At 72.4% G+C, this 23,624-nt stretch carries 23 protein-coding genes; 17 read left to right on the top strand and 6 right to left on the bottom strand.

The genetic code is table 11. From position 1 onward, the window contains the following. Nucleotides 1–9: 9 nt before the first annotated feature. Entirely contained in the window at nucleotides 10–225 is a 216-nt protein-coding gene (locus tag ACPPVS_RS06235) for a hypothetical protein (RefSeq protein WP_426595162.1), read from the bottom strand. A 254-nt stretch (nucleotides 226–479) separates the two neighbouring features. Here ACPPVS_RS06235 and ACPPVS_RS06230 point away from each other — a divergent pair, with 254 nt between their 5' ends. The 14 genes from ACPPVS_RS06230 to ACPPVS_RS06165 all read left to right on the top strand — a co-directional run bounded on the left by ACPPVS_RS06230 (nucleotide 480) and on the right by ACPPVS_RS06165 (nucleotide 12,936). Then, nucleotides 480–761, top strand: a complete 282-nt coding sequence (locus tag ACPPVS_RS06230) for a dsRBD fold-containing protein (RefSeq protein WP_426595161.1) — start codon at nucleotides 480–482, stop codon at nucleotides 759–761. A gap of 5 nt (nucleotides 762–766) precedes the next feature. Next, complete coding sequence (sqr, locus tag ACPPVS_RS06225; protein ID WP_426595160.1) at nucleotides 767–1,993, top strand: type III sulfide quinone reductase, selenoprotein subtype; 1,227 nt, start codon at nucleotides 767–769, stop codon at nucleotides 1,991–1,993. A 13-nt stretch (nucleotides 1,994–2,006) separates the two neighbouring features. Further along, nucleotides 2,007–2,321, top strand: a complete 315-nt coding sequence (locus tag ACPPVS_RS06220) for a TusE/DsrC/DsvC family sulfur relay protein (protein ID WP_426595159.1) — start codon at nucleotides 2,007–2,009, stop codon at nucleotides 2,319–2,321. 23 nt (nucleotides 2,322–2,344) lie between these two features. After that, nucleotides 2,345–2,860 (top strand): DsrE/DsrF/DrsH-like family protein, encoded by a 516-nt coding sequence (locus tag ACPPVS_RS06215; protein WP_426595158.1) that lies wholly within the window; start codon nucleotides 2,345–2,347, stop codon nucleotides 2,858–2,860. Nucleotides 2,861–2,905: 45 nt separating this feature from the next. Next, nucleotides 2,906–3,730 carry a universal stress protein gene (locus tag ACPPVS_RS06210; RefSeq protein WP_426595157.1) on the top strand — a complete coding sequence of 275 codons (825 nt, stop codon included), beginning with the start codon at nucleotides 2,906–2,908 and terminating at the stop codon, nucleotides 3,728–3,730. Between the two features lie 112 nt (nucleotides 3,731–3,842). Continuing rightward, a complete protein-coding gene (locus tag ACPPVS_RS06205; protein ID WP_426595156.1) occupies nucleotides 3,843–4,262 on the top strand; it encodes a VOC family protein in 420 nt (139 codons plus the stop codon). Between the two features lie 425 nt (nucleotides 4,263–4,687). Further along, complete coding sequence (locus ACPPVS_RS06200) at nucleotides 4,688–6,022, top strand: low temperature requirement protein A (protein ID WP_426595155.1); 1,335 nt, start codon at nucleotides 4,688–4,690, stop codon at nucleotides 6,020–6,022. 411 nt (nucleotides 6,023–6,433) lie between these two features. After that, the gene (gene cysK, locus ACPPVS_RS06195; RefSeq protein WP_426595154.1) at nucleotides 6,434–7,369 is read left to right on the top strand and encodes a cysteine synthase A; all 936 of its coding nucleotides are present in this window, start codon (nucleotides 6,434–6,436) and stop codon (nucleotides 7,367–7,369) included. A gap of 79 nt (nucleotides 7,370–7,448) precedes the next feature. Then, complete coding sequence (gene epsC / locus ACPPVS_RS06190; protein WP_426595153.1) at nucleotides 7,449–8,021, top strand: serine O-acetyltransferase EpsC; 573 nt, start codon at nucleotides 7,449–7,451, stop codon at nucleotides 8,019–8,021. A 45-nt stretch (nucleotides 8,022–8,066) separates the two neighbouring features. After that, nucleotides 8,067–8,447 (top strand): GntR family transcriptional regulator, encoded by a 381-nt coding sequence (locus tag ACPPVS_RS06185; protein ID WP_426595152.1) that lies wholly within the window; start codon nucleotides 8,067–8,069, stop codon nucleotides 8,445–8,447. After that, nucleotides 8,444–9,442, top strand: coding sequence for a DUF1648 domain-containing protein (locus ACPPVS_RS06180; protein WP_426595151.1), 999 nt, complete (start codon nucleotides 8,444–8,446; stop codon nucleotides 9,440–9,442). Before ACPPVS_RS06185 ends, ACPPVS_RS06180 begins: the two co-directional genes overlap by 4 nt. 50 nt (nucleotides 9,443–9,492) lie before the next feature. Further along, complete coding sequence (locus ACPPVS_RS06175; protein ID WP_426595150.1) at nucleotides 9,493–10,518, top strand: LLM class F420-dependent oxidoreductase; 1,026 nt, start codon at nucleotides 9,493–9,495, stop codon at nucleotides 10,516–10,518. 27 nt (nucleotides 10,519–10,545) lie between these two features. Next, the gene (locus ACPPVS_RS06170; protein ID WP_426595149.1) at nucleotides 10,546–10,875 is read left to right on the top strand and encodes an MGMT family protein; all 330 of its coding nucleotides are present in this window, start codon (nucleotides 10,546–10,548) and stop codon (nucleotides 10,873–10,875) included. Between the two features lie 93 nt (nucleotides 10,876–10,968). Further along, complete coding sequence (locus ACPPVS_RS06165; RefSeq protein WP_426595148.1) at nucleotides 10,969–12,936, top strand: acyltransferase family protein; 1,968 nt, start codon at nucleotides 10,969–10,971, stop codon at nucleotides 12,934–12,936. Between the two features lie 4 nt (nucleotides 12,937–12,940). Here the strand turns inward: ACPPVS_RS06165 and ACPPVS_RS06160 are convergent, their stop codons facing one another. Continuing rightward, nucleotides 12,941–14,035 carry a PP2C family protein-serine/threonine phosphatase gene (locus ACPPVS_RS06160; protein ID WP_426595147.1) on the bottom strand — a complete coding sequence of 365 codons (1,095 nt, stop codon included), beginning with the start codon at nucleotides 14,033–14,035 and terminating at the stop codon, nucleotides 12,941–12,943. A gap of 76 nt (nucleotides 14,036–14,111) precedes the next feature. Between ACPPVS_RS06160 and ACPPVS_RS06155 the strand changes: the two genes are divergently transcribed. Then, complete coding sequence (locus tag ACPPVS_RS06155) at nucleotides 14,112–15,380, top strand: GNAT family N-acetyltransferase (RefSeq protein ID WP_426595146.1); 1,269 nt, start codon at nucleotides 14,112–14,114, stop codon at nucleotides 15,378–15,380. Here the strand turns inward: ACPPVS_RS06155 and ACPPVS_RS06150 are convergent. Continuing rightward, on the bottom strand, nucleotides 15,377–15,826 hold the full coding sequence (locus ACPPVS_RS06150; RefSeq protein ID WP_426595145.1) for a ribose-5-phosphate isomerase: 450 nt from the start codon (nucleotides 15,824–15,826) through the stop codon (nucleotides 15,377–15,379). The two genes, ACPPVS_RS06155 and ACPPVS_RS06150, sit on opposite strands and share 4 nt — an antisense overlap. A gap of 152 nt (nucleotides 15,827–15,978) precedes the next feature. Here ACPPVS_RS06150 and ACPPVS_RS06145 point away from each other — a divergent pair, with 152 nt between their 5' ends. Then, on the top strand, nucleotides 15,979–17,976 hold the full coding sequence (locus ACPPVS_RS06145) for a M13 family metallopeptidase (RefSeq protein ID WP_426595144.1): 1,998 nt from the start codon (nucleotides 15,979–15,981) through the stop codon (nucleotides 17,974–17,976). A 37-nt stretch (nucleotides 17,977–18,013) separates the two neighbouring features. On the opposite strand, the gene ACPPVS_RS06140 is transcribed toward ACPPVS_RS06145, so the two are convergent. From ACPPVS_RS06140 to ACPPVS_RS06130, 3 genes are all read right to left on the bottom strand, one after another. After that, complete coding sequence (locus tag ACPPVS_RS06140; protein WP_426595143.1) at nucleotides 18,014–18,535, bottom strand: DUF6636 domain-containing protein; 522 nt, start codon at nucleotides 18,533–18,535, stop codon at nucleotides 18,014–18,016. Nucleotides 18,536–18,622: 87 nt separating this feature from the next. Beyond that, complete coding sequence (locus ACPPVS_RS06135) at nucleotides 18,623–19,171, bottom strand: disulfide bond formation protein DsbA (RefSeq protein ID WP_426595893.1); 549 nt, start codon at nucleotides 19,169–19,171, stop codon at nucleotides 18,623–18,625. Between the two features lie 125 nt (nucleotides 19,172–19,296). Continuing rightward, complete coding sequence (locus ACPPVS_RS06130) at nucleotides 19,297–20,850, bottom strand: phytoene desaturase family protein (protein ID WP_426595142.1); 1,554 nt, start codon at nucleotides 20,848–20,850, stop codon at nucleotides 19,297–19,299. A gap of 131 nt (nucleotides 20,851–20,981) precedes the next feature. Here ACPPVS_RS06130 and pepN point away from each other — a divergent pair, with 131 nt between their 5' ends. After that, complete coding sequence (gene pepN / locus ACPPVS_RS06125; RefSeq protein WP_426595141.1) at nucleotides 20,982–23,582, top strand: aminopeptidase N; 2,601 nt, start codon at nucleotides 20,982–20,984, stop codon at nucleotides 23,580–23,582. Nucleotides 23,583–23,624 lie beyond the last annotated feature (42 nt).

The following is a 23,624-nucleotide window of genomic DNA, read 5'->3' as shown; positions in this document are numbered from 1 at the left end:
CCGCCGCCCTCAGGCGGCGGCGTGAGCCGATGCGGCGGCCAGGTCGGTGTCGGCCCGGCGCAGGTCGACGGCGACCGGACCGACGAACGAGACGGCGTCGGCGGAGCGGGAGGCCGCCCGGCCGCGCCGGCGATCGATGGGGTCCCACCGTGTGGTGCGCAGGGCGAGGACGACGAACGGGGCGACCACCAGCAGGGCCACCACCAGCGTGATCACGGTTTCCATGCCTCCAGCGTCGACCTCGGGAAGCGTTGCGACGAGTGGCAGAGATGACACTGAGCATCGATTTTCCGCCACGATCGCCGCGGTGCTCGTCGCTGCCGTCGTCGCGGGGTCCGCGACCCTGCGCCACGGTCCCCGGCATGGTCAGGACCTTGTGCTCTAGGCGTCCGGCCGCGCCCGGCGCAGGGTGGCGATGAGGCGAGAGCGAAGTCCGCCCACCGCGTGACACGCCCCGCCCGACGTGAAGGAGGCGTGCGATGACGCACACGTGGAAGGTCGCGATCCACCTGTTCGACGGCGACGACCCGCGGGACGACCACGACGTCACGAAGGCGCACGCCGTCCTCACCACATCGAGCGGCACCAGGCTCGAGGGCCACGGTCGCGCACGCCGCGCGCCGTACGACCCGGACGTCCCCGAGATCGGCGCCGAGCTCGCCGCCGCGAGGGCCCTGCGCGAGGTCGCGGACCGCCTCTTGCGCGCGACGTCGGACGACATCTCCGAGCTCGAGCACCGCGACGTCCAGATCGCCCGGTGATCACGATGAAGCGGCACATCGTCGTGCTCGGGGCGGGAACCGCCGGCACGATGCTGGTCAACCGGCTGCGGCACGAGCTGGACGACACCTGGAAGATCACGATCGTCGACCGCGACGACGCGCACGCCTACCAGCCCGGCTTCCTCTTCGTCCCGTTCGGTGGGACGACCGAGGACCTCGTGCGGTCACGGCACGCGTTCGTGCACGACGGTGTCGAGCTCGTGCTCGAGGCGGTCGACCGCGTGGACCCCGGCGCACAGCAGGTGGTCCTGCTCGACGGCCGGCTGCTCCCCTACGACTACCTCGTGATCGCGTCCGGGTCGGTGCTTCGACCGGACCAGACCCCGGGCATGCTCGGGGACGAGTGGCACCGCAGCATCTTCGACTTCTACACGCTCGACGGTGCCAGGTCGCTGGCCGCCGCGCTGAAGGAGTTCCGAGGGGGACGCCTCGTGGTGCACATCACGGACATGCCGATCAAGTGTCCCGTCGCCCCGCTCGAGTTCACGTTCCTCGCCGACGACTGGCTGCGGCGCCATGCCTTGCGGTCGCACACGGACCTGACCTACGTGACGCCGTTGGACGGAGCGTTCACCAAGCCGATCGCGTCCAAGCACCTGGGGTCGATGCTCGCCGACCGCGACGTCACGGTCGAGCCCGACTTCCTCGTCGAGAAGATCTCGGGCAAGGCCCTGGTCTCCTACGACGGTCGGGAGATCCCCTTCGACCTGCTGGTCACGGTGCCATTGCACATGGGCGCGGACTTCGTGAGCCGCTCCGGTCTGGGCGACGAGCTCGGGTTCGTCCCGGTCGACAAGCACACGCTCCAGTCGAAGGCCGACCCGCTGATCTTCGCGATCGGCGACGCCTCCGACATCCCGACCTCCAAGGCGGGGTCCGTCGCGCACTTCTCGGTCGACGTCCTCGTCGACAACTTCGTGGAGCTCGCCGCCGGGCGACCGATGACCCATGCCTTCGACGGCCACGCGAACTGCTTCATCGAGTCGGGCGACCGCAAGGCCCTGCTGCTCGACTTCAACTACGACACCGAGCCGCTGCCGGGCACGTTCCCGACGCCGTACCTCGGACCGATGAGCCTGCTCAAGGAGAGCCGGGCCAACCACCTCGGGAAGCTCGCCTTCCGCTGGGTCTACTGGAACGTCCTCCTGCCCGGACGTCCGCTGCCGCTCGCGTCGGCCATGTCGATGGTCGGCAAGAAGTCCACACCGTAGAGAGAGGTGCGACATGCCCGTCACGACCGTGGCCGGTCACGAGATCCACGTGGACGACGAAGGGTTCCTGACCGACCTGACGGAGTGGGACGACGCTCTCGCGACGACGCTCGCCGCGCAGATCGGTCTCACGCTCACCGACGAGCACCGTGCGGTGCTGACGTTCCTGCGGGACGACTACACCGAGCACGGCGAGACCGCGACGCTGAGGCGGGCGTCGGCCGGCAGCGGCGTCCCGGTGAAGGACCTGTTCCGCCTGTTCCCGCAGAAGCCCGCCAAGAAGATGGCCTACGTCGCCGGACTGCCCAAGCCCGTCGGCTGCGTCTGAGCAACGACGAGAAAGGCAGTGCCATGACCACCACCGAGACCGCTCCCGTCGTCATCCCTGACTTCGGAGACGACGACGCCCCCGGGCGCACGCTCGCGATCATCTGCTCCAAGGGCAACCTCGACATGGTCTACCCCGGGCTGATCCTGGCCAACGCCGCGCTCGGCGAAGGCGTGCAGACGCACCTGTTCTTCACGTTCTGGGGCCTCGACATCATCACGAAGGCCACCATGGACGACCTGAAGTTCACGATGCTCGGCAACACGGCGACCCACATGCCCCAGGGACTGGGCGGCCTGCCGGGGATGACCGCGATGGCCACCTCGAGGCTGAAGAAGTCGATCGCCGAGCTGGACGTGCCCGACGTGCCCGCCTTCCTCGAGCAGATCGTGGCGTCCGGCGGTCACCTCTGGGCGTGTCGCCTGTCCGCCGACATGAACCACCTTGCCCCCGACGACCTCGTCGAGGACGTCGAGGGCATCATCAGCGCCAGCGACTTCATCGAGAAGACCGTCGGCGCCCAGCTGTTGTTCATCTAGCGCTCCGACCGGTCGGACCGGCCGAGCGGGCGAAGGAGGCGTGCCATGACCAGCACCGTCGTCGTGGGATATGACGGTTCACCTCAGGCCGGGGCAGCTCTGACCTGGGCTGTGCGCGAGGCCCAACGAGAGCGCCGCCCGCTGCGGATCGTGTACGTCGCGGGCTCGAGCGGCCGCGTCCTGTTCGAGGGCCTCGACCGGGTACGGGCCGAAGCGCCGGACGTCGTCGTGACAGCTGCCCTCATCGAACGGGACAGCATCGCCGACGCCCTCGTGGCGGCGTGCTCGGACGCCTACATGCTCGTCCTCGGGTCACGCGGGCGCGGCGGGCTGCAAGGCGTCGCGTTCGGCTCGGTGAGCGCGTCGGTCGCCGCCCGCGCCCGCTGCCCGGTCGTCATCATCCGCGCCGACTCGAACGAGCGAGGCCCCGCGCGGCCCGTCGTGGTGGCAGTGGACGGTTCGGCCAACACCGCCCACGCCATCGACCTGGCGTTCGACCAGGCGTCTCGGTTGGAGGTCCCTCTCCGAGCCGTCCACGCGTGGGACCTGCCGCCGATGACCGGGACGGTTCCCGCCTGGATCCCCGAGGAGATCGAGGAGCTCGACGCGGCAGAGCACGCCGTGGTCGCCGAGAGTCTTGCCGGGCACTGCGAGCGGTACCCGGACGTCGCCGTCGAGGTCGTGGTCCGCCGGGGCCTTCCCGCGAAGGTCGCGCTGGACGCCGCACGGGACGCTCAGCTCCTGGTCGTCGGATCTCGAGGCGGGGGTGGCATGCGTGGCCTCCTGCTCGGCTCCGTGAGCCAAGCGGTCATCCGCAAGGCGACGTGCCCGGTCATGGTCGTCCACCCGGAGCACGCCGGCGCTCGCTGAGCGGGCGCTCGAGCTCCACCCCGTCACGAGCACGGCGGCCCGTCGACCGTGTCGGAGCCGCGTGGCAGGGTGAAGTCCGTACCTGCCGATCGCCGACGAAGGAGCCGCCGCCATGCCCACCAACCTGAATCCCTACATCAGCTTCCGCTCGAACGCGCGCGAGGCCCTCGCGTTCTACTCGACCGTGCTCGGCGCCGAGGCGGTGACCAGCACGTTCGGCGAGGGCGGGATGAGCCAGTCCCCCGCCGACGCCGACCTGATCATGCACGGCCAGATCACCAGCCCGTCCGGCCTGGTGCTCATGGCGGCTGACACGCCCGAGCACATGGAGTGGACGCCGGGCGGGAGCATCGCGGTGTCGATCAGTGGCGACGACCTCGCCGAGCTGACCGGGTACTGGGAGAAGCTGTCCGACGGCGCCACGATCACGGCGCCGTTCGCCACGGCGCCCTGGGGCGACACGTTCGGGATGCTCGTCGACAAGTTCGGCGTCAGCTGGCTGATCAACGCCTCGGCGCCGGCCGCCGGCTGACGCCGGCAGCACGACAACGGCCCCGTCCGGCCGCGACTCTCGTCGCGACGCGGTCGGGACAGTGCACGACAACGGCCCCGCCCGGCCGCGACTCTCGTCACGACGCGGTCGGGGCCGCTCGTCTGTTCAGCACCGTTGAGCCATCGCCCACCGCGCCCGCTTGTCCTTGTTGCGCGCGGCTTGAACCGCCCCCAGCGCCATTGGGGGCTGTCGATGACCAGCCACCCGGTCAGTGTCCGTCTGTCGCTCTCGTAGCGACGCGTTCCACTTCCGGGCCGGTCGTTCGCGGCGGGATGCTGACACCGCCACGCAGACCGGGAGATCGATCACCGATAACACTACACAGGATTCGGGCGCCTGTCCAGAACAGGTGTACGAACCGCGGGTGAAGCGCGTCACACCGACGTCTCGGCATACTGGCGCCCATGACCCAGGCCGCACCGGGCGACGAGCCGCGCGACGAGCCGGTCGGCAGCGGATCCGCGCCGGACCAGGCCGTGCGGGACAACGGTCCCGGCGAGCAGGCCACGCAGGACGCGCCGGAGCGGCACGCGACCTGGAAAGAGCTGTTCTTCGACCTGGTCGTCGTCGCCGGCATCGGACAGCTCGCCCACCTCCTGCACGACGACAGCACCGGGTCGTCGCTCGGCCTGTACGCGGTCCTTTTCCTCGCCTTCTGGATCACGTGGGCGGGCTTCGCCGTGTACGGCGACATCGCGGGCGACGACGCACGTACACCCGTCCTGCTGGTGGCGATGGTCGGGCTGGCGGTGATGGCAGCGTCGGTCCCCCACATCCAGCCGCTCGCCGACTCGCCCGCGACGCACGCGACCGCGTTCGTGGTCGCCTACGTCGCACTGCGCTGGTTCGCCGGGAGCGTCTGGCAGCGCGGCAAGGTCGTGCTGGACTGGCCGCTCGCGCAGCAGGGCTTCGGCGCGGTGCCGTGGATCGTCTCGTTGTGGGTGGCCGCCCCCGGGAAGTACTGGCTCTGGACGGCCGGGATCGCGATCGACCTGGGTGCTCTGCTGATGAACTCGGCCGAACGCACCCTGCGCGAGGCGCAGGAACGGATCGACCGCATGCGCCGGGTCGGGCGCGGGCGCGTCGCGGGGGCCGACCTGACGTTCGAGGGGGCGCGGACCGACGACGCGCACCTGTCGGAACGCCTCGGGCTGTTCGTCATCATCGTGCTCGGCGAGGGCGTCATCCAGATCATCGACGCCGCTTCGGAGCTCGCGTCCTGGGACATGACCACCGCGTGGACCGCGCTCGGCGCGTTCGTCCTGCTCGCGCTCGTCTGGGCGGTGGGGCTGCAGTACGGCGTCGCGGGCATCCCGATGCTCAAGACCGGTACGGTCGCGCCGCGCCTCGTGCTGCTGGTGCACGCCGCGCTCACCGGGACGCTCGCCGCCCTGGCCGTCGCACTCGGTCAGGCGGTCGAGCACCACGGCGAGACGCTGCCCACCGAGGTCCGCATCCTGCTGTGCGGCGCCGTGGCGATCTACTCGGCGATCGGCGTCACGACCGCCCTGCTCGTCGGGACGACGGCCCGCTGGGTCCTCGGCTGGGGTGTGCCGAGCATCGCCGTGCCGACGCTCCTGCTGTTCGTCGGCGCCGACCTGCACGTCGCGGTGCTCGTGTGGCTGCTCGCCGCGACGCTGTTCTGGCTCGTGCTCCCGTCGGCGAGACCGGCCGGTGCCGCGGGCGCACCGCTCGTCGCGCGGCGTCGAGGCCCTCGTCGAGACCCCGATCTCGCCTGATGAGGCCCCTTTGCACTGGCCGGGGGCTTGGCGCTAGCGTCGGGGCGATTGCGGTCCCGGCGCTCCGTCGGACCCGACCGCACCTGACGACCGACTCGTTCGGTCACGGAGGACGACGTGATGAGCGTGCAGACTGCCGCCCCCGCCGTTCCCCTGCGCGCCCGCGCTGTTCTGTGCGCCTGCCCCGCGCCGTCCTGTTGTCGCTGTCGGTAGAGCGCTGGCTGCATCTACGCGCGAGGATGCCCGAGATGGGTGTGCCTCCTGCGCCAGCGCTCGCCCCGTGACCGGCACCGGACCCCCCGTCGTCCGTTGACCCAGTCCGTGCACCACCCGAGACACCCGGTGTCCCGGCGCAGTTCGTCAGTCCCCCACCCACCGTCGCGTCCGCGGCGGCTCGACCGAAGAGGAACCATGGCACGCATCTACGACGACGCGACGGCGCTCATCGGCAACACCCCCCTGGTCCGCATCAACAAGATCACCGACGGTGCGCCCGCGACCGTCGTCGGCAAGCTCGAGTTCTACAACCCCGCCAACTCGGTCAAGGACCGCATCGGCGTCGCGATCATCGACGCCGCCGAGGCGTCCGGTGACCTCAAGCCCGGCGGCACGATCGTCGAGGCGACCTCCGGCAACACGGGCATCGCGCTCGCGTTCGTCGGTGCGGCCCGCGGCTACGACGTCGTGCTCACCATGCCCGAGACGATGTCGAAGGAGCGTCGCGCGCTGCTGCGCGCGTTCGGCGCCGAGCTCATCCTCACGCCGGGCTCCGAGGGCATGAAGGGCGCGGTCAACAGGGCAGACGAAATTGTTGCGGAGCGCCAAGGTGCCATTCTTGCGCGCCAGTTCGCCAACGAGGCCAACCCGGCGATCCACCGCAAGACCACCGCCGAGGAGATCTGGGCCGACACCGACGGCAAGATCGACATCTTCGTCGCAGGCATCGGCACGGGCGGCACCATCACGGGCGTCGGCCAGGTGCTCAAGGAGCGCAACCCGAACATCCAGATCGTCGGCGTCGAGCCGGCCGAGTCCCCGATCCTGAACGGCGGCGCACCCGGCCCGCACAAGATCCAGGGCATCGGCGCCAACTTCGTCCCGGAGATCCTCGACACGAGCATCTACGACGAGATCATCGACGTCGACGCCGAGACGGCGGTCAAGGTCGCACGTCGCGCCGCCGCCGAGGAGGGCCTGCTCGTCGGCATCTCCTCGGGTGCCGCGCTGCACGCCGCGACCCTGCTGGCCAACCGCCCCGAGAACGCCGGCAAGCTGATCGTCGCGATCATCCCGTCGTTCGGTGAGCGCTACCTGTCGACCGTGCTCTACGCGGACCTGCTCGACTGACCGTCCTGCACCTCCCCGGTGCCCGCCCTCGCCGGCGGGCGCCGGGACCCCTCCCGATCACCACAGGACGAAGCCTTCGATGCACCTGCTCGCCACCCTCAAGGAAGACCTTGACGCCGCGCGTCACCGCGACCCCGCGGCGCGCTCGCTGGCCGAGGTCGCGCTGGGCTACCCCGGCGTGCACGCCGTGTGGGTCTACCGCCTGGCGCACCGCATGTGGCAGCGGCCCGGGCTGCAGCTGCCCGCCCGCCTCGTCTCTCAGCTGGCCCGGGCGTTCACGGGCATCGAGATCCACCCGGGCGCGAAGCTCGGCCGGCGGCTGTTCATCGACCACGGCATGGGCGTCGTGATCGGCGAGACGGCCGAGGTGGGCGACGACGTCGTCCTGTTCCACGGGTCGACGCTGGGCGGGAAGTCCATGCGGCACGGCAAGCGCCACCCGACCGTCGGCGACGGCGTCGTGGTCGGTGCCGGCGCCAAGATCCTCGGTCCCGTGTGGATCGGGGCCGGTGCGCAGATCGGCGCCAACGCGGTCGTCATCCACGACGTCCCCGCCGGTGCGATCGCCGTCGGGGTCCCCGCGCAGATCCGGGTACGGCCCACCGCGGCACCGTTCGACGCCGAGATCGACGACCCGGCGATCTACATCTGACGACGGAGTTGTTCTAGTTGTCATCGAACAACTAGAGTCATCGATGTGATCTGGTCCGTCGACCCCTCCTCCGCCGAGCCGCTGTTCGCGCAGCTCGCGTCCCAGGTGCGTGGTGCGGTCTCCCGGGGGGAGCTGCCCGCGGGCACCCGTCTGCCGGCCGCCCGCGACCTCGCGGGCTCGCTCGAGGTCAACGTGCACACCGTGCTCCGCGCCTACCAGGCGTTGCGCGACGACGGACTGCTCGAGCTCCGCCGCGGCCGGGGCGCCGTCGTGACGGCACCGGCCGTCGACCACTCCGCCCTGCACGACGACGTCGCGGTGCTGGTCGCGACCGCACGCCGGCTGGGCGTCCCGCCCGCGACCACGCTCTGGCTGGTCAAGGACGCCCTGTCCACCAGCCTCCCCACCGCGCAGGAGCTCCGATGACCGCCGACGTTCGGCCGGACGTGCCCCAGCGGGGACTCACCACCCTCCTCGGGCTCGTCGTCCCCCTGGCGATCGCGGCGGCCGCGGCCCTGCTCGCCCTGTCCTGGCGGTCCGAGCTGCCCGACCCGGTCGCCACGCACTGGGGTCGGGACGGCGTGAACGGCGTGGGCTCGCTCACCGGGCAGGTGGTCGTGCTCACGCTGGTCGCCGTCCTGTGCACGGTCGGTGGCTGGGCGCTCGCGTTCTTCGTCGGCCGCGCGTCGTCCGTCCGCCGCATCGGCGTCGGCACCTCGCTCGGCATGACGACGTTCCTGTCCGGCCTCCTGCTCGCCACCCTCCAGCCGCAGAAGGGCCTCAGCGACGCGTACCAGGCGCCGGACGCGGTCGGGGCGGTCGCCGCGGTGGCGCTCGTCGCGCTCGTGGTCGCGGCACTGGGCGCGCTCGCCGTCCGGCCGGACCCGCCCAGGCCGTCGACCACCCCCGTCCAGGCACCCGACGGCCTCGTCCTGCCGGCCGACGCGCGGGTCGCGTGGGTCCAGCACGTCCGCACGGTCGCGCTCGGCTGGATCGCCGTCGGGGTCGGAGCGTGCGTCGTCGTGATCGGGATCGCCACCGACACCGCGGTCCTCCTCGTGCCGCTCGGCGTGCTGATCGCGGCCCTGCTCGCGACGTTCGCGTCGTTCACGGTCACGGTCGACGGCCGCGGACTGACCGCGCGGGGCACGTTCGGCTGGCCGCGGCTCGTCGTGCCGCTGTCGGAGATCGAGGGTGTGGCAGTGACCCAGGTGCGGCCGCTGCGCGACTTCGGCGGGTGGGGCTACCGCGTGGGTCGCCAGGGACGCGTGGGCATCGTCGCGCGCGCCGGCGACGCGGTCGAGGTCCGTCGAACAGGTGCGCGGATCGTCGTCGTGACGGTGGACGATGCCTCCACCGGTGCGACGCTGCTGCAGGCGCTGGCCGCCCGGGCGACCGCGGGGCCGGTTACCGGCGAGTAGCCTGACGCGGGCGCCGTGGCACCGCGGGTCGACGACGACGAGGAGGACGGATGCGCCTGGGCTACCACACGGGCTACTGGTCGGCGGGTCCCCCGCCCGGGGCGCAGGAGGCCGTGCTCGGCGCCGAACAGCTCGGGTTCGACTCCGTCTGGACCGCGGAGGCGTACGGGTCCGACGCCTTCACACCGCTCGCGTGGTGGGGTTCGCGCACCTCACGCCTGCGTCTCGGCACCGCGATCGCGCAGATCTCGGCGCGCACCCCGACCGCGACCGCGATGGCCGCCCTCACGCTCGACCACCTCTCGGGCGGCCGGTTCGTGCTGGGCCTCGGCGCCTCCGGCCCCCAGGTGGTCGAGGGCTGGTACGGCCAGCCTTACCCACGGCCGCTCGCCCGCACGCGCGAGTACGTCGCGATCGTGCGGCAGGTGCTCGCCCGCGAGGCGCCGGTCACGTTCGACGGCCAGTTCTACAGACTCCCCCTGCCCCCCGACCAAGGCGCCGGGCTGGGCAAGGCGCTGCGCTCGACCGTGCACCCGCTGCGCACCGACCTGCCGATCCACCTCGCGGCCGAAGGGCCGCGCAACATCGCGATGACGGCCGAGATCGCGGACGGCTGGCTCCCGCTGTTCTACTCGCCGCGCATGGACGGCGAGTACCGGACGCTCCTGGCGGAGGGCTTCGCCAAGCGCGCGGCGCCGGCGCAGGACTTCGAGGTCGTCGCGACCGTGCCCGTCGTGCTCGGCGACGACGTGGAGCAGGCGGCCGACCAGGTCCGTCCGTTCATCGCCCTGTACGCCGGCGGCATGGGCGCCAAGGGCGCCAACTTCCACCGCGACGTGCTCGACCGGCTCGGGTACGCGCAGGCGTGCGACGAGATCCAGGCGCACTACCTGGCCGGCGACAAGGCGCGCGCGACGGCTGCCGTCCCGCTCGAGCTGGTGCAGGACATCGCTCTCGTCGGCACGGTCGACGACGTCCGCGCGCAGCTGCCGGCGTGGGAGGCCACCGCGATCACCACCATGCTCGTCCAGGCCGACCCGCGCACGCTGCCCGCGATCGCCGCAGCATTGTCCTGAGATGCTGTCCTGAGATGCTGCCCTGAGATGGACGACGACTACGCGGAGGCCGTGCTCGATCTCGTCGGCCAGATCCCGGCAGGCCGCGCGATGACCTACGGGCTCATCGCCGAGATCGTCGGGGACCGGCTCGAGGCGAGCGGAGGGAAGCGTCGCGGCGGACCGCGGCAGGTGGGCACCGTGCTCGCCCGGACCGGGTCCGACGTGCCCTGGTGGCGGGTGGTCAACACGGTCGGCCGGCCGCCCGAGCGGCTCCTGCAGCGCGCCCTCGAGGAGCTGCGCGCCGAGCGGACGCCCTTGTCAGCGGACGGCACGCGGGTCGCCCTGCGGGCCGCGGTCTGGTTTCCCGACGACTGAGCGTGTCCCGCGCGGTCGGCCGCCGCGGGCGACGTAGCCTTGCCCCGCGCGAACGGCCGTGAGCCGGCCCGCGCGGGTACAGCTGGGGGATCCATGGCCACGATCGCGACGCTCGAACGTCCTGCGTCCGTCGCTGCCCCGGCGCCTGCGCGGATGCCGCACCTGAGGGGTCTGGACGGGATCCGGGCGCTGGCCGTCGCCGGGGTCGTGGTCTACCACCTGGGCACTCCGTGGATGCGTGGCGGGTTCCTCGGTGTCGACGTCTTCTTCGTCCTGTCGGGCTACCTGATCACGACGTTGATCCTCGACGAGGTAGAACGGACCGGACGCTTCTCGTTCCGGCACTTCTATCTGCGTCGAGCCCGGCGGCTGCTGCCCGCGCTGGCCGTCCTGCTGCTGGCCGTGGCGGGCGTCGGGCTCGTCCTGCGCTCCGAGGCGGGCGAGGTGCGCGGGGACATCGTGGCGGCCGTCGGCTACGCCTCGAACTGGTGGCAGATCGCCGCCGACCGGTCCTACTTCGAGCTCGTCAGCCGCCCGCCGCTGCTGCAGCACCTGTGGTCGCTCGCGATCGAGGAGCAGTTCTACCTCGTCTTCCCGCTGGTCGCGCTGCTGGCCATCCGGTCCGGCCGCGCCAGGGTCGGGCAGCTCGCGGCGCTCCTCGCGATCGCGTCGACGGTCGCGATGGGCGTCATCGCGATCCGCACGAACACCCCCGTCCCGTACGACCCCAGCCGCGTGTACTTCGGCACGGACACCCACTCGATGGGGCTGCTGGTGGGTGCCGCGATGGCATCGGTGTGGATGCCGTGGCGGACGTGGCAGCGGGCCGGTTCCTGGGCGCACGAGCGCGGGACGGCGGTGCGCCGGTTCGAGGCGGGCGTCACCGACGTGCTCGGCGTGCTCGCGCTGCTCGCGGTCGTCGCCGCCTTCGTCTGGGTCGACGAGTACAGCGCGGCCCTCTACCGCGGCGGGTTCCTCGCGTTCTCGGTGGTCGCCGCGATCCTCGTCGGGGCCGTCAGCGACCCGGCCGGCCTGCTCGGACGCCAGCTCGGTCGGCAGCCGCTGCGGTGGGTGGGCGAGCGCTCGTACGGCATCTACCTGTGGCACTGGCCGGTGTTCGTGCTCAGCCGCCCGGGCATCGACGTCGACACCGCCGGCTGGCTCGTGACGCCCCTGCGGCTGGTGGTCGTGCTCGTGCTCGCCGAGCTGTCGTACCGGTACGTCGAGCTGCCGGTGCGGCGCGGAGCGCTCACCCGGGCCCTCGCGACCCTGCGGCACAGCGGTGCTCGGCGTCGCCGGTCCGCGGTCGCCGTCGGTGGCGCGTCGACCGCCGTCGTCGCGCTGGCCGTGGCCGTTGCCGTCGCGCTGGCGCAGGTACCTACGGCCAGCGCCGCCCAGAACACCGTGCAGCCCGGCATCCCGGCGGCCCTGGCGCTCGCGGCCAGGCCGTCACCGACGGCGTCCGCCGATGTCGCTGCGCCGTCCGCACCGACACCCATGCTGACGGTGCCTGCGCCGCCGTCCGTGCTCGCCGCACCGACGTCCCCGGTGCCCGCCGCGCCGGCGCCCGCGCCCGTGGCTCCCGCGCCGCCGCCCGACCCGATCGGCGGGGCCTCGGCGTTCGGCGACTCGGTCATGCTCGGCGCGGCGGCCGAGCTCAACGCCCGCGGCATCGGCGTCGACGCCGCCGAGTCGCGCCAGTTCGGGGTCATGGTCGACCTGGTGCTCGCCTCGGCGGCCGCCGGGACGCTCGGGCACACCGTGATCGTGCACGGCGGGACCAACGGCCCGATCGACGAGGCGACGCTGCGCCGCCTGCTCGACAACACCCGCGACCGTCGGGTGTTCCTGGTGAACGTCCACGTCCCGCGCACGTGGGAAGGGTTCGACAACGACCTGTTCACCCGGGTGGTCGCCCAGTACCCGAACGTCAAGGTGCTCGACTGGTCCTCGCTCGCGGCCGCCAACCGTCCCTGGCTCTACGCCGACGACATCCACCTGCGACCCGGCAGCGGACGCGACGGGTACGCCGCCTGGGTCCTGGCATCGATCCAGCCCTGAGCGTTCAGTCGCGCCGGATCAGGACCACGGCACGGTCGTCGTCGTCCCGCGCTGCGACCCCGGACAGCACCTGCGCGGCCCGTCCGCCGCCCGGCGAGAGCACCCGGTCCGCGACGCCCATCAGCCGGTCGATGCCCTGGTCCAGGTCGCCGGCCGCGCCACCCTCGATGACGCCGTCCGTGTAGAGCATCAGCACGTCGCCGCGCTCGAGCCGGCCCGCTCGAGCCTCGCACACGAAGTCCGCGACGACGCCCAGCGCCGGGCTGCCGACGGTGTCGACGAGGTCGAGGCGACCGGACCCGGCATGCCGGTGGACGGCCGGCGGGTGCCCGGCGGACGACACCCAGAAGTCCCCGCTGGGCAGGTCGACCGCCACGTGGATGGCCGTCGCGAAGCCCTCCTCCCAGTCCTGGTCGAGCAGGTACCCGTTGGCGGCGCCCAGGAACTCCTCCCGGGGCAGCGCGCCGAGCAGACCGCCGAACGCACCCGAGAGCTGCAGCGAGCGCACGCCGGCGCCCAGACCCTTGCCGGACACGTCGACCAGCACCAGCTCGAGGTGCTTCCCGCCGTCCCTGCTGCCGGCGACCATGAAGTCGCCCGAGAACCCGTCGGCGTGCGCGGACCGGATGACGCTGTCGACGTGCCAGCCGTCCGGCAGGCGCGGCACCCTGCCGTGCGCGGCGAGCCGGTCCCGCAGGTCTACGAGCATGAGGTCGCCGGGCGCACCCTGCAGCCCGAGGCGTTGCCGTTCGCGCGCGAAGGCGATGCCCGCCACCACCGAGGCGGTGATCACGATGATGATGCCCGGGATCACCGTGGGCGAGTCCGTCCACCACAGCCACCACGTCGCCGCGAGCACGACCGCACCGAGCACCATCAGCGGGCGCAGCAGCAGCAGGAACACGGCGACGAGCTCGAGCAGCAGGAACGACGAGGGCGGGACCCAGTCGGGGAACACGCGCACGCCCGCGACGATCAGGGCGACGCACCCGATCATCACGGTCGTCAGCCCGATCTGTGATCGGCCGCCCCACCGGCGCAGCAGGAACGTTGCACGCGTGAGCAGGCCCCTCTTCGGCGCCCACGCGAGAACCCGCACGTCGTGAGCGTATCCGGCGCGTTTGCGCCGCGGATATCGGGTGTCCTCCAGACCGATACCTGGGCACCATGGGGCCATGAGTCCTCTGCCCGCTGGATACCGGATCGTCGACGTCGCCGAGTCCCGCAAGGACGAGTTCCTCGAGGTGGACCGGCTGGCGTTCGCGTTCGACACCACCCCGGAGACCGACGCCCTCGTCCCGCTCACCCTCACCTGGGACCGCACGGTCGCGGTCGAGTCCCCGGACGGTGCGCTCGCCGCGGTGCACGCGTCGTTCGAGTTCCAGCTCCCCGTGCCCGGCGCCACGATCGCGTGCTCCGGCCTGACCTGGGTGGGCGCCCGTCCCGACCAGCGACGCCGCGGGCTGCTGCACGCGATGATCGACACCCACTTCGAGCGCTCCCTGGCCCGGGGCGAACCGGTCTCGGCCCTGTTCGCGGCCGAGCACGCGATCTACGGCCGGTTCGGGTACGGGTCCGCGTGCGACGACGTGCGGCTCAAGCTCGGTCGCGGTGCGGCCCTGCGCGACGTCCCCGGATCGGCCGACCTGACGGTGCGGTTCGACACCGTCGACGTGGACCGGCACACGCCGGTGGTCGACGCCGTGCACCGGGCCGCGGGCGTCGGACGCCCCGGGTGGATCACCCGAGACACCCCCGACCACCAGCGACGCGCCCTCGCCGACCCGCCCGCCTGGCGCGACGGCGGCGAGCCGCTGCGCATCGTGACGGTGCTGGACGAGGACGGTTCGGCCCGGGCCTACGCCACGTTCCGGCGCAAGGAGAACTGGGGCGACGGTGGTCCGGCCGGGATAGTGCGGGTGCGCGAGGCCGCGGCGGTCGACGCCGCGGCGGCGCACCGTCTCTGGTCGTTCCTGCTGGACCTCGACCTCATGGCGACCGTCGAGAGCCCCATGCTGCCGGCCGACGATCCGCTGCTCCTCCTGCTCGTGGACCAGCGCGGGGCGCGGCCGCGGCTCACCGACAACGTCTGGGTGCGGCTGCTCGACCTGCCGGTCGCCCTCGCGGGCCGGAGCTACAGCGCCCCGCTCGACGTCGTCCTCGACGTGACCGACACGCGCCTGCCCGCGAACGCCGGACGGTGGCGTCTGACCACGGGCGAGCGCGGGGCGGACGGCGCCTGGTCGGCATCCGTCGCCCGGACCGACGACGACGCCGACCTCGTGGTCGACGTCCGGGAGCTCGGCGCCGCGTACCTCGGTGGACGGTCCGTCGCGGCGCAGGCGGCCGCGGGTCTCGTCCTGGAGCGGACCGCGGGCGCCGTCCAGGCGGTCGCAGCCGCGTTCGCGTGGCCCGTCGCGCCCCTGTGCAGCTGGGTGTTCTAGCGGGTCTGCTCGTACGCGCTGAGCAGGTCGATCCGGCGCTGGTGCCGCGGGTCCTGGCTGAAGGGCTCGGCGACGAACGCGTCGACGAACGAGAGCGCGTCCTGCTCGGTGTGCTGACGCGCCCCGATCGCGACGACGTTGGCGTCGTTGTGCTGGCGGGCCAGCTGCGCGGTCGACAGGTTCCACGCGAGCGCCGCGCGGACGCCGTCCACCTTGTTCGCCGCGATCTGCTCGCCGTTGCCCGAGCCGCCGATGACCACACCCAGCGAGCCGGGGTCCGCGACGACCGCCTCGCCCGCCTCGATGCAGAACGGCGGGTAGTCGTCCTGGGCGTCGTAGGTGTGCGCGCCGTGGTCGACGACCTCGTGGCCGGCGCCGCGCAGGTGCTCGGCCACCGCCACCCGCAGCTCGTAACCGGCGTGGTCGGAGGCGACGTGGATGCGCATGGGCCCATCCTGCCGCACGTCGGCCGCACGTCCGCCGCACGTCCGCTCCACGACCGCACCACGTCCGCACGGGGCTCAGCGTTCGCGCTCAGCAGATCCCCCGGACCGGCGTCCGCCCGGGCGAGGTCGGTGCCGGTCCGTACGCTGTCCTCATGACGCGCAGTGGCATCGACCTGACCGCACTCGACCCCGACGTCCGTCCCCAGGACGACCTCTACGCCCACGTGAACGGCCTCTGGGCCGCAGCGCACGTGATCCCCGCCGACCGCGCGATGGACGGCTCCTTCCGGGCCCTGCACGACCAGGCCGAGGAGCAGGTACGGGACATCATCACCGACGCGGGTACCGCGGGCACAGGGGCGGCGGACGGAGAATCGACCGATCCCGTCGAGGCGAAGGTGGGCGGCCTGTACGCCAGCTTCATGGACACCGACACGATCGCGGCGCGCGGGCTCGACCCGCTGCAGGTGGACCTGGCGCTCATCGCGGGCGCGACCTCGCAGGCCGAGCTGACAGGCGTGCTCGGAGCGCTGCAGCGCACGGGCGGGGCCGGCGGCGTCGAGTTCGGCGTCGACAACGACTCCAAGGAGCCCACCCGCTACGTCGTCCTGCTGGCGCAGGGCGGCCTCGGTCTGCCCGACGAGTCGTACTACCGCGACGAGCAGTACGCGAGCGTCCTGGCCGCCTACCGCCCACACGTCGCCACCATGCTCCGGCTCGGCGGCGTCGCGGCGGACGACGCGGCCGCCGACGAGCTCGCCGGCCGCGTCGTGGGGCTGGAGACCAAGCTGGCCGCCGCACACTGGGACGTCGTCAAGGACCGCGACGCCGACCTCACCTACAACGCGATGACGCTCACCGAGCTGGCCGAGAGCGCCCCCGGGTTCGACTGGAACACCTGGGTGCTCGCGCTGGGTGCACCCGCGGGGGCCTTCGACCGGCTGGTCGTGCGGGAGCCGTCGTTCGCCGTGGCGTTCTCGGAGCTGTGGCAGTCGGAGCCGCTCGAGGACTGGCAGGCCTGGCTTGCGTTCCACCTCGTCAGCAGCCGCGCCTCGTACCTGACGGACGACCTGGTCGACGCGAACTTCGACTTCTACGGCCGCACGCTCACCGGTGCGCAGGAGCTGCGGGACCGGTGGAAGCGGGCCGTCTCCGTGGTGCAGGGCGTGCTCGGCGAGGCCGTCGGCAAGGTCTACGTCGAGCGGCACTTCCCGCCCAGCCACAAGGCGCGCATGGAGGAGCTGGTCGGTCACCTGGTCGAGGCGTACCGCGAGTCGATCACCGGTCTCGACTGGATGGGCGAGGACACGCGCGCCAAGGCGCTGGCCAAGCTCGACGCGTTCACCCCGAAGATCGGCTACCCCGTCCGCTGGCGCGACTACAGCGCGCTCGTGGTCGAGCCGGACGACCTCGTCGGCAACATCAAGCGCGCGCACGCGGCCGAGCAGGACCGCGAGCTGGCGAAGATCGGCAAGCCGATCGACCGCGACGAGTGGTTCATGACGCCGCAGACGGTGAACGCGTACTACAACCCCGGCATGAACGAGATCGTCTTCCCGGCCGCGATCCTGCAGCCCCCGTTCTTCGACGCCGACGCCGACCCGGCGGTCAACTACGGCGGCATCGGCGCGGTGATCGGCCACGAGATCGGCCACGGGTTCGACGACCAGGGCTCCAAGTTCGACGGCGACGGCCTGCTCGAGGACTGGTGGACCGCGGAGGACCGGGCGGAGTTCGAGACGCGCACCAAGGCGCTCATCGACCAGTACTCCGAGTTCTCGCCCGAGCAGCTGGCGGGCAGCCACCACGTCAACGGCGAGCTGACGATCGGCGAGAACATCGGCGACCTGGGCGGGCTGTCGATCGCGTTGACGGCCTACCGGATCGCCCTGGGCACACCGCTGTCCGAGGCACCCGTGATCGACGGGCTGACGGGCGTCCAGCGCGTGCTGCTCGGCTGGGCGCAGGTGTGGCAGGCGAAGGGTCGCGACGAGGAGATCATCCGGCGCCTCGCGATGGACCCGCACTCCCCCAACGAGTTCCGCTGCAACGGGGTGGTCCGCAACATCGACGAGTTCTACGAGGCGTTCGACGTGCAGCCCGGGGACGCGCTGTACCTGGACCCGCAGGAGCGCGTCCGCATCTGGTGACGGGGTGACGTGACCCTGGGCCGCCCACCCGGGCGGCTCAGGAGATCTCCTTCCACGCGGCCCGGGCGAGCTGGAAGCCCTTGCCCGACCCGTCGACGCACTGCACGCCGTCGGTCGCGCTCGTGCACGTGTACTCGCCCACTGTCGTGGACTTCCCGTAGTCGAGCACGGGCACGTCGCTGCCGGCCACCGCGGGTGGCGGACCGCTGACGCACGAGAACGCGACGCCGTCGGCGTTGAGCACGATCACGTGCCCGGTGACCTCGGCGCACCCGGGCACGACCGGGGGGGCGTAGGTGAAGCTCGCGATCGTGCACGTCACACCGTCGGTCGACATCGCGCAGGCGATGTTGCCGCTGGGCAGGGCGAACTGCGTGGTCCCGGTGGCCGCGGGCGACCCGGCGCCGGACGGGTGGGCCGACGTGCCGGTGCCGGCGCTCCCTGCGGTGTCACCCGAATCCCCACCGCCGCCGCCCCGGTTCAGCGCGATGACCACCAGGAGGACCACGAGCACGACGTCGACGACGACGAAGACCGTGATGAGCGTGCGCCGCCTCATGTCACCTCCGCAGGCCGCTACCGACCCGTTCGACTCCTTGACCGGCGACCAGGATCACACGGGAGGAACCGGACGTGCGAACCGGCGTCAGAACGAGGGGCCGGCCGTCCGCGAACGCTTCAGCTCGTAGAAGCCGGGCACGGACGTCATCAGCGCGAGCCCGTCGAAGAGGCGCAGGGCCGCGTCGCCCGTGGGCGCGGGCGTGATGACCGGGCCGAAGAAGCCCACGCCGTCGATGGCCACGACGGGTGTCCCGACGTCCTCACCGACCAGCGAGATCCCCTCGGTGTGCGACTCGCGCAGGAGGGCGTCGACCTCGTCGGTCTCGGCGACGGCGGCGAGCGAGGCGGGCAGACCGACCTCGGCGAGCGACTCCGCGATGATCGCTGCGGTGTCGGTGCGGGCGCCCGGGTGCCGGCGCGTGCCGATCGCGTCGTACAGCGGCTTGATGACGCCGTCGCCGTGGTCGCGCGCCGCGGCGATGATCACGCGAACCGGACCCCAGGCCTCGTCCATCAGCGCCCGGTAGTTCTCCGGCAGGTCCCGCTTCTCGTTGAGCACGGCCAGGCTCATCACGTGCCAGCGCACCTCGACCTCTCGCTGCGCGCTCACCTCGTCCATCCAGCGCGACGTCATCCAGGCCCACGGGCACAGCGGGTCGAACCAGAAGTCGACGACGGGCGTGGTGCTCACAGGGTCCTCCAGGGGTTGTCGATGGGTGCCGTGGTCGACAACACCGATTGCCTCGGAGAACTTCCCGATCAGAGCTGCGAGACCACGACCATGGCCGCGGCGCGCCCCGGGATGCCGCTCACGCCCCCGCCGCGGCGGGCGCCGGCGCCCGCCAGCAGGACGCGCGGGTGGGCGGTCTCGACGCCCCAGCGGCCCACCTCGTCGTCCCGTTCGGCCCACGGCCACGACAGGTCGCGGTGGAAGATGTGGCCGCCGGGCAGCGCCACGTCGGCCTCGAGGTCGACCGGGCTCCGGACCTCGAGGCACGGCGTCCCGTCGGCGTCGGCCAGGAGGCAGTCCTCGATCGGCTCGGCCAGCACGCTGTCCAGGGAGGCGAGCGTCGCGGCGAGCGCGTCCGTGCGGGCAGCGTCGGGGTCGTCGACGAACAGCCGGGCCGGCATGTGCAGCCCGAACGCCGTCAGCGTGTGGGCGCCGCCGGCGCGCAGCTCCGGGCCCAGGATCGAGTCGTCGGTGAGCGAGTGGCAGTAGGTCTCGACGGGCGGGACCGCGGGGATGTGGCCGGCGGCGGCATCGGCGTGCGCCTGCTCCAGCTGCGTCGCCGTCTCGTTGACGTGGAACGTGCCCGCGAACGCGACGGCCGGGTCGACGCCGGAGCGCAGGCGCGGCAGCCGGCTGAGCACCATGTTGACCTTGAGCTGCGACCCCTCCGGTGGCGGGTCGGCCGGCGCGTCGCCCAGCAGCCGGTCGAGCACGGCCGGGGCGCAGGCGGCGAGGACGAACTGTGCGCCCGCGCTGCGCGGGACGCCGTCCTCGTCGGTCCAGCTGACCTCGGCCGGGCGAGCGGCCGTGCCGGGGTCGACATGGGTGACGGTGGCGCCGGTGCGCAGGTCGGCGCGCCACGCCCGTGCCGCATCCTCCAGCGCCTGCTCGACGGCCCCCATGCCACCCATCGGCACGTCCCAGTCCCCGGTGCCGCCGCCGATGACGTGGTACAGGAAGCAGCGGTTCGCCGGGCCGGCGTCGCGCGTGGACGCGAACGTCCCGATCAACGCGTCGGTGAGCACCACGCCGCGGACCAGGTCGTCACGGAACGTGCCGTCGACGACGTCGGCGATCGGGTTGTCGACCAGGTCGCGCCAGTCGTCCTCGCCGAGCAGCGCGCGGGCGTCGGCGCGCGACAGCAGCGGCTCGGTCATCGTCGGGAAGAGCCGTGCTGCCAGAGCCCCGGTGCGCGCACCGAACCCGCGCCAGGCGGCCAGGTCGCCGGTCGCGCCGATCGCGTCGAACGACGCGGCGGTGGCCGCCTCGTCGGCGGTGTCGACCAGCAGGCCACGACCGGGGTCACCGGGGACCGGCGTGTAGGACGCGTACCGCCGGCGCCGCAGCTCGATCGGCAGCCCGAGCTCACCTACCACCCTGCGCGGGAGCAGGGAGACGAGGTAGGAGTAGCGCGACACCCGGGCATCGACGCCCGGGAACATCCGCTCGGACCGCGTGGCACCCCCGAGGTGCTCGGAGCGTTCGAGCACCAGGACGGTCTGGCCCACGCGGGCCAGGTATGCGGCGGCGGTGAGCCCGTTGTGGCCGCCGCCGACCACGATCGCGTCGTAGGTGGCGTGCACGCGACGAACCCTAGGCCCGCCCGCCCGGGGCCCGGCCAGGCTCGCCCGTGCATGGGATGATCGAGCGAGCCCGACCCGCGCACACCAGCGGGCGCAGCCACCACGAAGAGACCACGACCCAAGGAGTCTGCGTGCCTGGAGAGAACCTCACCCGAGCCGAGGCGCGCGAGCGTGCAGCCGTCGTGCTGACCGAGTCGTACGAGGTCGCGCTCGACCTCACCACCGGCCCGACGACCTTCACGTCGCGCACCACGGCGCGGTTCGCCGCCACCCCCGGGGCGAGCACGTTCATCGACCTGATCGCGCCGACCGTCCGCGAGGTGACCCTCAACGGACGCGCGCTCGACGTCGCCACCGTGGTCGCCGACTCGCGGATCGCCTTGGCCGACCTCGCCGCCGACAACGAGCTCGTCGTCGTCGCGGACGCGGCCTACATGAACACCGGCGAGGGCCTGCACCGCTTCGTCGACCCGGTGGACGACGAGGTCTACCTGTACTCGCAGTTCGAGGTGGCCGACTCCCGGCGGGTGTTCGCGGTGTTCGAGCAGCCCGATCTCAAGGCGACGTTCGCGTTCACCGTCACCGCGCCGGCGCACTGGACCGTGGTGTCCAACTACCCGCAGGTCGACGCTCCCGTCGCGGTCCCGGACGGCGTGAACGCCAACGGCGGCGCGGACAAGGGCACGGCGACGTGGACCTTCGAGACCACGCCACGGATCTCGTCGTACATCACCGCGATCATCGCCGGGCCGTACCACGGGGAGCACCAGGAGCTCACAAGCTCCGACGGCCGGACCGTCCCGCTGGGCGTCTACTGCCGCGGGTCGCTGGCCGAGCACCTCGACACGGACAACATCCTGGACGTCACGCGCCGCGGGTTCGAGTTCTACGAGCGTTCCTTCGGGGCGCCTTACCCGTTCGCCAAGTACGACCAGCTGTTCGTCCCCGAGTTCAACGCGGGCGCCATGGAGAACGCCGGCGCCGTGACGTTCCTCGAGTCCTACGTGTTCCGCTCGAAGGTCCCCGAGGCCACGATCGAGCGCCGCGCGGTGACCATCCTGCACGAGCTCGCGCACATGTGGTTCGGCGACCTGGTGACCATGCGCTGGTGGGACGACCTGTGGCTGAACGAGTCGTTCGCCGAGTACGCCTCGACGCTGGCCGCGGCCAGCGCGACGCGCTGGACCAGCGCCTGGACCACGTTCTCCTCGCTCGAGAAGAACTGGGCCTACCGTCAGGACCAGCTGCCCTCCACGCACCCGATCGTCGCGGACATGCGCGACCTGGAGGACGTCGAGGTCAACTTCGACGGCATCACGTACGCCAAGGGCGCCAGCGTGCTCAAGCAGCTGGTCGCCTGGGTCGGCCAGGACGAGTTCTTCGCAGGCGTACGCGCCTACTTCGCCAAGCACGCGTGGGGCAACACCGAGCTGCGTGACCTGCTGACCGAGCTGGAGGCGACGAGCGGTCGCGACCTGTCCGCCTGGTCCGGGCTGTGGCTGGAGCGGGCGGGCGTCACCCTGCTGCGTCCGGAGATCGTCGTCGACGACGCCGGGGTCATCACCTCGTTCGCGGTCCTGCAGGAGGTTCCCGACGAGTACCCGGTCCAGCGCCCGCACCGCCTGGCCGTCGGCGGCTACGACCTCGACGCCGCGACGGGCCGGCTCGTCCGGACGGTGCGCGTCGAGCTCGACGTCGACGGTGCGCGGACCGAGGTCCCGGAGCTGGTCGGCGTCCCGCGTCCCGCGTTGATCCTGGTGAACGACGACGACCTGGCCTACGCCAAGATCCGCCTGGACGCGCAGTCGCTGGCCACGGCGGTCCAGCACCTGGGCGAGTTCGACGACTCGCTGCCCCGCACGCTGGTGTGGACGGCGGCGTGGGACGCCACCCGCGACGGCGAGACTCCCGCCGGGGCGTTCGTGGACCTGGTGCTGGGCAACCTCGCGCACGAGACCGACTCCTCGGTCCTGCTCGTCCTGCTGCGCCAGCTGGGCACCACCCTCGACCTGTTCGTCGCCCCCGAGCACCGGGCCGCCTCGGACGTCCGAGCCGCCGACGCGCTGCTCGCGCTGGCCCGTGGCGCACAAGCCGGCTCCGACACGCAGCTGCAGCTGGTCAAAGCGTTCGCCGGCCGGGCGGCGACGGCCGACCAGCTGGATGCCGTGCGCGACCTGCTCGACGGGCACGCGACGCTGGAGGGGCTGTCGATCGACACCGACCTGCGCTGGGAGCTGCTGACGTCGCTGGTCGCCGGTGGCCGTGCGGGCGAGGTCGACGTCGCCGCACAGCTCGCCGCCGACCCGACCGCGACCGGGCAGCGGGCCGCGTCCGCCGCGCGGGCGGCCGTCCCGACCGCGAAGGCCAAGGCGACCGCCTGGGCCGCCGTCCTCGGTGGTGACGGTCTGCCCAACGCGATCCAGGCCGCCACGATCGCCGGCTTCGGGCGCGTGCACGACATCGGTCTGCTCCTGCCGTTCGTCGCGCCGTACTTCGAGAGCCTCGAACAGGTCTGGGCGTCGAAGACGAGCGAGATGGCGCAGAACATCGTCGTCGGCCTCTACCCGACCGACCTGGCCGGCGACGGCCGCGTGGACGTCCTCGCCCTGACCGACGGGTGGCTCGCCAGCCACCCGGACGCGTCACCGGCCCTGCGCCGGCTGGTGCTCGAGTCCCGCGACGGCGTCCGCCGGGCGCTGGCCGCCCAGGCGGCGGACCGACTGCCCCGTTGACGCGTCGACCGACGGCCCCGTCCCGTGCGGGCGGGGCCGTCG

This window comes from Cellulomonas sp. McL0617, assembly GCF_049994875.1.
GTDB lineage: Bacteria > Actinomycetota > Actinomycetes > Actinomycetales > Cellulomonadaceae > Cellulomonas.
The sequence above is the reverse complement of the archived record's forward strand: the minus strand, read 5'-3'. Positions and strand labels throughout refer to the sequence as shown.